The organism is Ammoniphilus soli, from assembly GCF_040813775.1.
The window spans coordinates 45,778-58,248 of the sequence record NZ_JBEGDL010000012.1 but is presented as its reverse complement, the minus strand read 5'-3'; the positions used below and the strand labels follow the sequence as shown (position 1 = coordinate 58,248).

14 protein-coding genes are annotated in these 12,471 nt (G+C 43.1%); 10 read left to right on the top strand and 4 right to left on the bottom strand.

Annotation, left to right across the window (positions count from 1 at the left end):
• The first annotated feature begins 11 nt into the window (after positions 1–11).
• Complete coding sequence (locus tag ABLT31_RS21375) at positions 12–356, top strand: S-layer homology domain-containing protein (protein ID WP_367755481.1); 345 nt, start codon at positions 12–14, stop codon at positions 354–356.
• Here the strand turns inward: ABLT31_RS21375 and ABLT31_RS21370 are convergent.
• The gene (locus ABLT31_RS21370; RefSeq protein ID WP_367755774.1) at positions 287–616 is read right to left on the bottom strand and encodes a primase-like DNA-binding domain-containing protein; all 330 of its coding nucleotides are present in this window, start codon (positions 614–616) and stop codon (positions 287–289) included. The two genes, ABLT31_RS21375 and ABLT31_RS21370, sit on opposite strands and share 70 nt — an antisense overlap.
• Between ABLT31_RS21370 and ABLT31_RS21365 the strand changes: the two genes are divergently transcribed.
• Complete coding sequence (locus ABLT31_RS21365; protein ID WP_367755786.1) at positions 587–760, top strand: hypothetical protein; 174 nt, start codon at positions 587–589, stop codon at positions 758–760. The genes ABLT31_RS21370 and ABLT31_RS21365 overlap by 30 nt on opposite strands.
• Here the strand turns inward: ABLT31_RS21365 and ABLT31_RS21360 are convergent.
• The 3 genes from ABLT31_RS21360 to ABLT31_RS21350 all read right to left on the bottom strand — a co-directional run bounded on the left by ABLT31_RS21360 (position 752) and on the right by ABLT31_RS21350 (position 3,059).
• Positions 752–910, bottom strand: a complete 159-nt coding sequence (locus ABLT31_RS21360; RefSeq protein ID WP_367755479.1) for a hypothetical protein — start codon at positions 908–910, stop codon at positions 752–754. The two genes, ABLT31_RS21365 and ABLT31_RS21360, sit on opposite strands and share 9 nt — an antisense overlap.
• A 228-nt stretch (positions 911–1,138) precedes the next feature.
• Positions 1,139–1,351, bottom strand: coding sequence for a hypothetical protein (locus ABLT31_RS21355; protein WP_367755477.1), 213 nt, complete (start codon positions 1,349–1,351; stop codon positions 1,139–1,141).
• Positions 1,352–1,433: 82 nt separating this feature from the next.
• Positions 1,434–3,059 (bottom strand): putative polysaccharide biosynthesis protein, encoded by a 1,626-nt coding sequence (locus ABLT31_RS21350; protein ID WP_367755475.1) that lies wholly within the window; start codon positions 3,057–3,059, stop codon positions 1,434–1,436.
• 180 nt (positions 3,060–3,239) lie between these two features.
• Here ABLT31_RS21350 and ABLT31_RS21345 point away from each other — a divergent pair, with 180 nt between their 5' ends.
• The 8 genes from ABLT31_RS21345 to ABLT31_RS21310 all read left to right on the top strand — a co-directional run bounded on the left by ABLT31_RS21345 (position 3,240) and on the right by ABLT31_RS21310 (position 12,447).
• The gene (locus tag ABLT31_RS21345) at positions 3,240–4,892 is read left to right on the top strand and encodes a glycoside hydrolase family protein (protein WP_367755473.1); all 1,653 of its coding nucleotides are present in this window, start codon (positions 3,240–3,242) and stop codon (positions 4,890–4,892) included.
• A gap of 203 nt (positions 4,893–5,095) precedes the next feature.
• Positions 5,096–5,848 (top strand): YveK family protein, encoded by a 753-nt coding sequence (locus ABLT31_RS21340; protein ID WP_367755471.1) that lies wholly within the window; start codon positions 5,096–5,098, stop codon positions 5,846–5,848.
• On the top strand, positions 5,838–6,530 hold the full coding sequence (locus ABLT31_RS21335; protein ID WP_367755469.1) for a CpsD/CapB family tyrosine-protein kinase: 693 nt from the start codon (positions 5,838–5,840) through the stop codon (positions 6,528–6,530). The genes ABLT31_RS21340 and ABLT31_RS21335 overlap by 11 nt, the downstream gene beginning before the upstream one ends.
• A gap of 214 nt (positions 6,531–6,744) precedes the next feature.
• On the top strand, positions 6,745–7,509 hold the full coding sequence (locus tag ABLT31_RS21330; RefSeq protein WP_367755467.1) for a tyrosine-protein phosphatase: 765 nt from the start codon (positions 6,745–6,747) through the stop codon (positions 7,507–7,509).
• Positions 7,510–7,903: 394 nt separating this feature from the next.
• Positions 7,904–9,736, top strand: coding sequence for a polysaccharide biosynthesis protein (locus ABLT31_RS21325; protein ID WP_367755771.1), 1,833 nt, complete (start codon positions 7,904–7,906; stop codon positions 9,734–9,736).
• A gap of 20 nt (positions 9,737–9,756) precedes the next feature.
• Entirely contained in the window at positions 9,757–10,635 is an 879-nt protein-coding gene (gene galU / locus ABLT31_RS21320; RefSeq protein WP_367755465.1) for a UTP--glucose-1-phosphate uridylyltransferase GalU, read from the top strand.
• Between the two features lie 94 nt (positions 10,636–10,729).
• Entirely contained in the window at positions 10,730–11,845 is a 1,116-nt protein-coding gene (locus ABLT31_RS21315) for a DegT/DnrJ/EryC1/StrS family aminotransferase (protein WP_367755463.1), read from the top strand.
• Positions 11,845–12,447 (top strand): sugar transferase, encoded by a 603-nt coding sequence (locus tag ABLT31_RS21310; protein WP_367755461.1) that lies wholly within the window; start codon positions 11,845–11,847, stop codon positions 12,445–12,447. The genes ABLT31_RS21315 and ABLT31_RS21310 overlap by 1 nt, the downstream gene beginning before the upstream one ends.
• The last annotated feature ends 24 nt before the right edge of the window (positions 12,448–12,471 follow it).

Sequence of the window (12,471 nt, the reverse complement as noted above, 5' to 3'; positions counted from 1 at the left end):
GATTGGTTCCCATGAATCTTTGGCTTCGGTTCACAGGATTTCACGATGTAGGGGCAGGCTATTGGGTGGCACCCTTTGTCCGTGCAGCGATCCAGCAAGGCATCGTTATCCCGACGGACTACGGCAGTCGATTTGAACCGAGAAAAAGCGATTACCCAATGACCATCATGCTCGCCAGAGCCCTCCGATTGAGCCCGACGCCAGATGCCTTGGCTTTCAACGATGCAAAGGAGATTCGAAATAAAGGAATGGTGGGGGCTGCGGTCCAAGCGGATCTGATCGGCGGCTATCCCGATCGGACCTTTCGACCTAGAGGAGTCCTGACCCGGGCAGAAAGCAGCTTCGGTGATCGATAAGCTGAATCAATAGATTGCCCTGAACAGGAAACCAAACAAGACCTCCCATTCATGGGGAGGTCTTGTTTGGTTTGGCTTGATGAGTTAGAAGGAAGGGCCGAGTGGTCTTCCTTTTCTAACCATGTCGAATATTGGTGAAAATAAAATGTTGATGGGACTTTAGTTGCGGAATATAATATGAGTTGTAGATTAAGGTAGTAATTGAAGAATAGGTAAAGGAAGTAATCGATGTGAATTCCAGTCCCACAAAGCTCAATCAAAAGGTCATTCAAGATATACTAACGGAAGCCTACGAGAAAAGCCAGCGTGATCAGAATTTAGATTCACAAGAAGTCGTGAATGAAATGGTCAAGCAATTAAAGCAAGCTATGTATCATGCAGGCAGAGAGCATTCATTAGTCTAGGGTGCATTTCGTCAACTGTTGATGATGGTAGTCTCTTTTCTTTATCAATTTTAATTGCTCCGTCTCATCCAGACAGCTGTCTATGAGATTTTGGTGAAACTGCCCCCAAAAACGATGCCATGTGTGGTGAATGGTTGTAAAGATCTCCATCATTAACATCTCCTATTCAAGTGTAGATAAAATCTCATTATAGTCTATTATATTTTGTAAGCGCTTCATATTCAATGGGACAATGTTCTCAAAGTTACCATAAACATACATCTGCATTCTTATGTGTAAAGATACAGGGAAAGTTCTTATGAAGGGCAATCTTCCCGGGTAGATCAGCCCACAGCCCAAACCGCTTCAGCCCGACAAGCCCTAGAAAACGAGCTAGAGCTACCACGGCACTTTATCCCATTCATCCCCACGTACAATCGGCAATATTTTGCTTTTTAACGGTTCTGGAACCTCTTTTAATTTCAACTCTTCCATGTTTAAAATCTCCATATGATCCATCTTCAGTTTAAAAGTCAATTCCTTCGTCGTATATCCCATATCCTTGCGCAGTTCTTTTATGGTTCGATTTCTGTTGCGAAATGGCCAAAACATAATTGACCTCCCCATCGTATTTATCTATACCTTGTCTTATAGGTGAGTTCCTGATCCTGCTGGGTAGTCTTTTGAGAGCCAACTATAACTCGTTGGCTCTCTTTTTTTCTACCCGTTCTTCTTTATTGAAAATCCGCTGCAGCCTTCTTGGCAGGTAAGCCATGTCTTCGGCATTGATTCCATCTTTATAGACCAGCAATCCAAAGTAAATCGGGAAGCCCACCAGCGCTGCAGCCAAACAGATCAGACCATAACGGACAAAGACGGGCCATGCGGAAGAAATCCAGGCTTCTAGACCCAGATGAACGAATCCGACGGAGACCATTAACCCTATGGCAGACAGAAGAAAGCCTGGCCAGCGTTCGGATAAGATCTTCAGAGGAACCAATCTTTGTATAGCCATCCAATTCAGCGAAAAAATGATCACAAAGCTTACGGTCGTAGAAAGGATGATGCCATAGATGCCTAGCCAAGGAGCAAGTGCTAGGTTGAGTCCCCATTTGACTATGATCGCGGCAAAGACGTGCCACATCGGCAGCGTTGTTTTTCCTAAGCCTTGCAGGATGGCCATCGAGGTCATCATCATCATTTGAAAAATGCTCCCCAAACAAAGTGCGGCAATGACCCAGGACCCTTCCAGATTTCCAAATAGCAACCCATTTACGGGAAAGGCTGCTGCCGTTAAATACAAAGCCAAGGGGGCTCCTGTTACTAAGGTCAGCCTTAGGGAAAGGGAGCTCATCTGGCTGACCTGGTCCATGTTCCGATTCGAATAGGCGGAGGCTACAGCCGGCAGAACCGCTGAGCTGAGCGCAATCGCTAAAATCGGAGGGATCGCTGCTAAGGCTTGGGCTCTTCCTGTTAGGATCCCCAGGGTGTTTTTGGCTTCCAGGAAACCCATATGGGGTTTCAATAGCGAAATGACCGTAGAAGAGTCGATAAAATAAATAAACGGAATAGCCGTCGAAGCTAAGCTGATCGGTATGGCGGTACGAAGCAGCTTCTTATAGATTTGCTTTCGGGACAATGTGCTGATCGGCTCCTGCTGGGCTAATTCCTCTTCGCGTTTAATTTTCGTTTTTTGAAAGAAATAGATCATCACCGCAATCGCTCCAAAGCTGCCAGCCACCGCGCCGAACGAGGCCCCAGCGACGGCTACTTCCCTGGAGTACCCGGCAGAAAGCAGGTACAAGGGAAGGAGTAAGGCCACCCCGACACGCAGAATTTGCTCGGAAACCTGGGACAGTCCCGTAGGAGACATAAATTGCAGACCTTGAAAGTATCCCCGCATAATCGAGATCAAAGGAAAAAGAAGCAAGGCGGGGGCGATCGCACGAATCGCTAACGCGGACTCGGGATCATGGCTAATATACATGGCGTAATAGGGAGCAATGGCATAGAGCAATAGGGCAGCTGCTACACCGGCCACGATGGAGAAGTCCCGCGATGCCTGATAGGTTTGCCTGGCTTCATGAAATTGCCCTAGGGCATGGTATTCGGCAATTTGCTTGCTTAAGGCACTAGGAATTCCCACCGTCGCGATGATCAGTAGAATCCCGTAGATGTTATATGCGATGCCATAGGTGGCCATCCCTGCATCATCTAAGATGCGCTGCAAGGGAATTCGTTGGGCGACACCCAAGACCCTTGTAACCAAAGCAGCGGCAGTCAAAATTAACGTTCCCCGAATCAGGGCGTTTTTGGACATCGGTCTTCCCTCTTCTTTCTGACTAAGATGCATGTGTAAGATGATTTATTATAACATACTCCGTCGGGACTTCTATGAAGAGCGTAACCCACCGTTTTCGGTTTTTATGCCTCATTTTCTTATGTTAGAATGAATAATACATTATGACAGGAATGGTTGGTGTTAGAAAACGTGAAATCGATGCGAACGGTTGTACTGATCGTCCTCGTGGCCATCCTGGTCGGAGGGCTTATGTTTGTTGTAAAAAAAGAATATGGGGAATACGTGTATATCAAAGAACATACGGTCACCTCAGTAGAAGAAACAGAGGGGCTTCCCTCGTTTCAAATCCACTTGATGAATGCCGACTTTAGGCTGAAGGAGCAAAAGGAACAACACCTGAAGGAGGAAAAGCCTCAGTTGAAAAGAGAAGCCAAGTCCTGGATCGTCAGACATGGGGAGCAGGACATGGGAAAGCTTACCTACGAGGGAATATGGTTTGAAACCACAGGCGACTACTATTATTTTCTTCGCTATGAGCCCATGGTCGCTTACAGGCAACCGATCACCCTGCAAGCTTCCATTGCTTCGACAGCTCGATCTGTGACGGGCCGTCACCTGGTTTATCCGTCGGTTCCCGAACCCTTGTCCCCTTTCTCAATCGGGAATAGTACCTGGACGGAGCCATTTCGCTTAGGCAACGAGGGCGGGCTTCCCAAGCATAGCCTTTATCTGGAGGCAGAGGATTTCAGCTTCCATGCGAACCTGATCAACAGCTATGAGCCTTTAGGGAATGGGGTAAGAAAAGAACATTATGAAGAAGCCCCAGCGATGGTTTACAAGTCGGGGGAAACGGCAAAGCTCCTGACCATCGAGCTTCCGCACCTCGAGGGAAGGCAAATCGAGCAGTGGGGAATGGTGGGAAAGGAAGGGCTATTCGATTGGGAGGACGAGGGACAAAAGGAACTCATGACACGAGCGAATTTGGATCGCATCCGAAAGTGGACGCCCGGCGGTGTGCAGTATATTCCGGATCCCTCCTACGTTCCTTACGATGAATGGGGCTTCTGGATCGTTCCTGCCCAGCATGTCGGGAGCAAATTCCTCCTATATGGAAAAACACGGTTTGCCGAGAACTTCTCGATGATGTCTTTAGAAGGAGCGCTTCATACGCAAAACGAGCAGGGCTTTTGGAACACGGAGCCCAAATCCTCTTGGCTGGAAAAGGATTACGGGATTAAGGAAGGGTTTTATGATACCCGCTTCAGCACCGATGCGGCTTTGTTTCTTCTGGAGGGCTATCGAAAGTTTAAGGACCCTGCCTATTTGGAAGCGGCGAAAAATTATGCGACTTTTTTCTTAGATTATGCCAGGCAGCATCATGATTCAACGAAAAACGGGGGTTACCTGGTCTATGACTACCGGCAAGGAACTGGCGATGAGCAGAAGATCAAAACCCACGTGTCTTTAAACCATCTCGTCGCTGAAATGAATTTTCTCTATGAACTCTATTTGGAAACGAAACAGGAAAGCTATTTACAGACGGCGGACAAACTGAAAGTTGCGGTATGGGACACGATCCCCCATTGGGTGAAACCGGAAGACGGGGATCTCTGGTATGCTTATATGCCTGATGGGGGCTTTGGGATGAAGGACTACATGCATCTCACCTTAAAGGATCTGCGCTACAGCCAGGAGATATTCAAGCGACTCAATCAAGGTGTGGATGAAAACTTTCAATATTTAATTGATACCAAAGAAAAATATCTGAGTAAAATGGGCTATCCCCTCTATGATTGGGAAGATTTGATGTTTCGCATAGAGGGGGCTTCCCTCGTGTCAATAGAAAAGTAATGGTATAAAAGTAAATAATACACACTAGTTCTAGTAATATGGAACTAGTTATAATAAGAAAATCAAAAGGTGGACACCTAAACGTTTTTCCATCTTCAACCATGACTTCAAATTTGCAGGAAATTGATGAATCTCCGGAGGTAATGTCGTATAATGTAAAAGTGGTTTTTCTAGGCAGAAATACATAGTATAAGGAGACGGTCATGGAAGAGACAACTATTGAGCTTAGAGAGTATTTTGAAATCCTGATGAAGCGGATATGGATCGTTGTAATGGTCACTCTCATCGCAACGATTACAAGTGGAATCATCAGTTTTTTTGTTATAACACCAACTTATGAATCCTCCACTCAATTATTAGTGAACCGCAGTGAAAGCAAGAGCGAATTTGTCGTCCCGAATATGGGGGATATTCAAACCAATTTGAAATTAATAGAAACGTATAATGTGATCATCAAGAGTCCGCGGATCCTTGAATCAGCCATCACCAACATGGGTCTTGATATGACAGCAGGTCAACTGGGAAGCAAGATTAAAGTAAATGCGGTACAAAATTCCCAAGTCATGTCGATCACAGCGACGGATCCTGATCCAGCCATGGCGGCGAAAATTGCTAATGGAATCGCAAACACGTTTAAGCAAGAAATCGTCAGCATTATGAATGTGGACAACGTACAAATCTTAGCGGAAGCCAAGGTGGGAGAGAATCCATCGCCAGTGAATCCTAAGCCGTTATTGAATATGGTCATCGCCTTTGTTGTGGGTCTCATGACATCTATCGGAATCGTCTTCCTTTTAGAATATCTCGATAATACCATTAAGACGGAACAAGATGTGGAAAGGGTACTAGGGTTATCTGTACTCGGTACGATCGCGAAAATAGACCCGAAACAGGAAGGCAAAATAGAGAAGGATCCATCGACGAGTGCAGTAGGAGGGAAACAGCTTGAAATCTAACCTGCAGAAAACGCAAAGAAGTGTTATTACTTTCACCAATCCGAAATCGCCGGTTTCCGAAGCTTATCGAACGCTTCGTACGAATATTGAGTTTTCTGGAATCGATCGGGAGTTAAAAACGGTCATGGTAACGAGTACGGGGCCTTCAGAAGGAAAATCGACGACTGTTGCCAACCTAGCTGTCGTGACAGCACAAACGGAAAAGAAAACCTTGCTCGTAGATGCTGATCTAAGAAAGCCAACCGTTCATCATACGTTTGATTTAAATAACCGTCAAGGACTGACGACCTATTTAGCTGGACAGGGAACGCTTGAATCTGTCATCCAAAAAAGCCATGTCCCTCATTTGGATATTATCACAGCAGGGCCCATTCCCCCGAATCCTGCTGAGATGCTTGGTTCGAAGGTGATGTCGAGGTTCATTGAATTGGTGTCCGAGCAATATGACCAAGTGCTCTTTGATTCACCTCCTGTCATTGCTGTAACGGATGCTCAGGTTTTGGCTTCTAAGCTAGACGGAGTGATTCTCGTCATCGATTCCGGAACAACGAATAAGGATGTTGCGGTAAAAGCCAAGGGTCAATTGGAGAATGTAAAAGCCAATATTTTAGGTGTCGTATTAAACAATAAAAAAATGCAAGGCGACAGTTATTATTACTATTATTATGGAACAAAAAAATAAGTAGAAATAGAAGTTTCTACTTATTTTATATTCATATAAGATATGATTTTTATCGAGCTGCTTGGCGGAAGCCAAGTTTTCTTTGGACCTATCATTTTACAAAAAACTACAAACTAAGCAAAAAAAGTATTGTTAACAAATGTTGCGCAGACTATAATGAAAATGCAGGACAAAAATCATAGATAGGACTTTTGGTTTATAGGGGAGGGGTAGAGTGATAGATTTGCATTCGCATATCTTGTATGGAGTGGATGATGGAGCGCGGAATTCAGAAGACACCTTGGCCATGGCTCGACAAGCAGTCGGTGATGGCATTCGGACCATCGTCGCTACTCCCCATCATAAGGACGGAACGTACTTGAATCCTCCAGAGAAGATACTCACCCGTTGCCAGGAAGTTCAATCCTTATTGGATGAGCATGAGATACATATTGAAATTCTGCCAGGCATGGAGCTTCATGTCCATGGCGGTGTAACGGAAGACCTAGTGGAAGGTCAGATCATGACTTACAATCAGCAGCAGCGATACATCCTTTTGGAATTGCCGCGAGATCATGTTCCGCGATACATAAATCAATTAATCTTCCAGCTTCAGATGAAAGGGGTCATTCCAATTATCCCTCATCCTGAGAGGAATAAAGAGATTAGTGAAAACTTAAACGCCCTGTATGGCTTGATTAAGCAAGGCGCCATGGCTCAATTGACGGCAGCGAGCGTCTGTGGGAAATTCGGAAAGAAAATCCAAAAAGCCTCACAGGAAATGATCAAACATCATCTTGTCCATTTTGTTGCAACGGATGCGCATAATACAGGCAGTCGAGGTGTCGTGCTAAGTGAGGCTTACGACGAAATAGCTAGACGCTTCGGCATGGATTATGTAGAGCTCTATCAAGGATATGCCAAGAAAGTGATAGAAGGTAAGGATTGCGAAATTATTCCGGCTGAGAAAGTCAGAAAGAAGCTTTTCGGAATTTTTTAAGGATTAAACAAAGTACCAGGTGATGTCTACTAACCTTTATCAATGTAGGCACTCGATCGAGCTGTGGGTGTATGAGACACCTTAGACTTGGATTGTCGATGGTTTGATGTGAGGTTGGGTTAGATGCCCATTATAAAAAAGGGTGTAGAAAGGGTGTGAAAACCCTTTCTTTTTCTCTATTTTCTTACAATGGTCAACTAAAGTCAATGTGGAAATGTGCCTAAAAAAATGAACGAGTGAAGATTTGGTTTGAAGGGGATGGATAGACTTCTAAAGATAGTAGGGAAGTTGCTAGTTTTAGAAGGAGATTTATCTTCTTAATTTTTATATCAATTTTATACATATCATTCAGAAACAAAAAGAGACAGAAATCTATAGTGAGGAGGGATGAATGTTGTCGTACCAAAAGAGAATAGCGTTCTTGATGATGATCGACTCGATTATCGTAATAACATCCATTTACGTATGTAATTTCATTTTGGTTCCATCTCGAACCGTCTTTACCGCCACACTTTTAATTAGCTCGATTACTTTATTCGTTAGTCATCATATTTTAGCTCATTTTTACAAGCTGTATAAAAGAGTATGGAAGTATGCAAGTGTGGGTGAATTGATCTCGATCTTCAAAGCGATCACACTGTCTATCATGATCACGGCAGCGATGCAATTTGTGGTTACCGGTGGTGTTTATTATCGAACCCTTGCTATTACCTGGATGATGCACATTATCCTGATTGGTGGAGTACGTTTCTCCTGGAGGTTATATCGAGATAATCATGTATCCAGGATGGATGGCATTAATAAGAAACGAGCCCTGATCATTGGGGCAGGTGCGGCCGGCACCATGGTGGCCAGACAGCTAAGGCATAATCCGGATACGGAATTATTCCCTGTGGCCTTTATCGATGATGATCCAGGGAAACAAAAACTAGAGATATTAGGTCTTCCCGTATTAGGGGGGAGAGAGAAGATTGAAGATGTAGTAAGAGAGTTGGATATCAAAAACATCATTATTGCCATACCGTCACTTAAAAAGAAGGAATTAAAACAAATTGTCGATGAATGTAATAAAACCAAGGCCAAAGCCCAGATCGTCCCTATGATCGAGGATCTGATGACAGGTAAGGTCTCGGTGAGTGAATTCCGTGATGTTCAGGTGGAAGACTTGCTAGGGAGAGAACCTGTAGAGTTGGATTCGGAGTCCATTGCTTTTTACTTGACTGGTAATGTCATCTTAGTTACTGGTGCAGGAGGCTCTATTGGTTCTGAGGTGTGTAGACAAGTATCCAAGTTTAATCCCCGTACCGTGATTTTGCTAGGTCATGGCGAAAATAGTATCCATTCCATTGAATTGGAACTCAAAGCTAATAATGTTAACGGCGGCATAGAATACTTTACCGAAATCGCGGATGTGCAAGACCGAGACAAAATGTTCAAGATTATGGAGAAGCATCAGCCTCATGTAGTGTTCCATGCTGCTGCACATAAGCACGTTCCGTTGATGGAGAGAAACCCGGAAGAGGCTGTGAAGAATAACATTATTGGGACGAAGAATGTGGCAGAAGCCGCAGATCATTATGGAGTAGAAACATTTGTGATGATCTCCACGGATAAGGCCGTGAATCCTACGAATGTGATGGGGTCAACAAAGCGTTTGGCTGAGATGATTATCCAAGATTTAGATAAAAAGAGTGAAACAAATTTTGTGGCTGTTCGTTTTGGGAATGTTTTAGGTAGTAGAGGAAGTGTGATTCCTCTATTTAAGGAGCAACTTAAAAAGGGTGGTCCTTTAACCGTAACGGATCCAGAGATGCAGAGATACTTTATGACGATACCGGAGGCTTCCAGATTGGTGCTCCAAGCTGGTGCTTTAGCAAAAGGTGGAGAGATCTTTGTGTTAGATATGGGAGAGCCGGTTAAAATCGTAGATTTAGCCAAGAACTTAATTAGGCTGTCAGGTTATACGGAAGAGGAGATTGGCATCCAGTTTACTGGGATTAGACCTGGTGAAAAGCTGTTTGAAGAATTATTGAATGAGAATGAAGTTCATGAGGAACAGGTGTATCCGAAGATTTACATAGGGAAGACGGCGAATCTCTATATTGAACATATCTATGATATTATTGAAACTTTAAATGAAATCGAAAAAGAAGAGTTAAGAAACAGGCTGTTAGATTTAGCGAATAACAGAGTAGAAGCTAAAAAACTAGTGTCGATAGCAAACTAGATGTTGAGGAGAGATCAATCATGAAAGTAAGAAAGGCAATTATTCCAGCAGCTGGACTGGGAACCAGGTTTCTTCCTGCAACAAAAGCGATGCCGAAAGAGATGTTGCCGATTGTAGATAAACCGACCATTCAGTATATTGTAGAAGAAGCGGTAGAGTCCGGGATTGAAGATATCATTATTGTTACGGGAAAAGGTAAACGTGCTATTGAAGATCATTTTGATAACTCTTTTGAATTAGAGCAAAATCTATTAGAAAAAGGGAAAATGGATCTATTAAATGAAGTGCAAAAGTCTTCTCAAATGGTAGATATTCATTATATCCGTCAAAAGGAAGCCAAAGGCTTAGGACATGCGATTTGGTGCGCACGAAAGTTTATAGGGGATGAGCCGTTTGCTGTACTATTGGGTGATGATATTGTCCAAGCGGAGAAGCCTTGCTTGAAACAGATGATTGAACAGTATGATCGCTATAGAGCATCCGTAATCGGGGTTCAGCATGTGGCTGATGAAGAAGTTTCAAGATACGGGATTGTGGATGGTAAAGAGATTCATGAAAGATTTTATAGTGTGAGCCATTTGGTAGAGAAGCCGAAAAAAGAGGTTGCTCCTTCCAACCTAGCTATTATGGGAAGATATATTTTGAGTCCGAAGATTTTTGATATCTTGGATAACCAGAAGCCTGGAGCTGGAGGAGAGATTCAGCTAACAGATGCGATTGCCGAGTTAAACAAGATCGAAGCGGTGTATGCTTATGATTTTGAGGGGACCAGGTATGATGTAGGGGAGAAGTTGGGGTTTATAAAGACGCAGGTGGAGTTTGCTTTAAAAAGAAATGATTTAAGGGCGGAATTATTAGAGTATCTTCATGGGATTGTGAATGAGAGTTTGGTTAAGTAATGGGTGAGGAGTCTCTTTATTTGAGGCTCCTTTTAATTAGTTTGTTTAGAGGGTTATTAGTTAAAATGCAAACGAAGAAAGAGGTCTTAGCACAATGGGAGATAGAATCTTTCTTTCATCACCACATATGAGTGATGAAGGGTTTGAGATGGAATATGTTAAGGAAGCTTTTGATACAAACTGGATTGCGCCTCTTGGGGAAAATGTTAATGGATTCGAAAGAGAATTGGCAGCTAAAGTTGGATCTAAAGCGGCTGCAGCCTTAACTTCTGGTACGGGGGCCATCCACTTAGCGCTAATAGCAGCTGGTGTTGGTGAAGGAGATATTGTTTTTTGTCCAACACTCACTTTCTCAGCTACAGCAAATCCCATCATCTATCAAAATGCCGTTCCTGTTTTTATAGATAGTGATTACAAGACTTGGAATATGTGTCCTAAGGCATTAGAAGAGGCTTTTAATAAGTATCCAAATGTGAAGGCTGTAATCGTAGTTCATCTCTATGGAATGTCAGCCGATATGGACAAGATAGTAGATTTATGTAGAAAGTACAATGTAGCTTTAATTGAAGATGCTGCCGAGAGCTTAGGTACTTATTATAAAGGGAAACATACCGGTACTTTCGGAGATTATGGTGTCTTCTCCTTTAATGGAAACAAGATCATTACCACATCAGGTGGTGGGATGCTAGTTTCTGATAATGAAGAGAGAATAGCCAAAGTAAGATTTTGGGCTACACAAAGCCGAGATCAAGCCAGACATTATCAGCATAGTGAGCTAGGCTTCAACTACCGTATGAGCAATGTGGTTGCTGGGATCGGAAGAGGACAGCTTAAAGTATTAGATCAGAGAGTGGCAAAGAAAAAGTACATATTTGAGTACTATAAAAGAGAATTAAGGTCACTTGATGGTGTGGAGTTCATGCCGATCAATGAGTGGAACGAGCCGAATTATTGGTTAAGCTCGATGACGTTGAACGGGCCGGTTAGACCGTTTGATATTATGGTAGCTCTTGAAAAAGAGAATATTGAGTCAAGGCCTATTTGGAAGCCGATGCATATGCAACCGTTCTTTGAAAAGTATGATTTTGTTGGCACGGATGTAGCGGAGAAGTTGTTTGAGAATGGGGTTTGTTTGCCAAGTGATACGAAGATGATGGATGGGGATTTGGAGAGGGTTGTAGGGATAATTAAGAAGTTGTGGTGTGAATAATGTATAGAAAATATTTTAAAAGGCCAATGGATTTTATATTGTCTTTGGTTGCTATTTTAGTTTTAAGTCTAGTACTTTTGATAGTAGCTATCTTAGTTAAAACAAAGCTAGGAAGTCCAGTGATTTTTAAGCAGCAAAGACCTGGGCTTAATGAAAAGATTTTTATGATGTATAAGTTTAGGACAATGACGGATGAGAGAGATGAGAATGGGGAGTTGCTTCCTGATAGTGTTAGGTTGACGAGGTTTGGGAAATTCCTACGTTCTACGTCACTGGATGAGCTACCTGAGCTTTTTAACATTTTAAAAGGTGATATGTCCATCATAGGTCCTAGACCATTATTGGTACAGTATCTGCCTCTTTATAATGATCATCAAAAACGTCGCCATGAAGTAAGGCCTGGTCTATCGGGGCTAGCACAGGTAAATGGAAGAAATGCAATCAGTTGGGAAGATAAGTTTGATATGGATGTAGAGTATGTTGATAGCGTGAGTTTTATTGGGGATTGGAAGATTATTTTCCTTACAATTAAAAAGGTGTTTGTAAGGGAAGGGATTAATTCAGAGACTTCTGTAACTATGGAACCATTTAAAGGGAATTAATAGAAAATATGCGGAGGAAAGTAT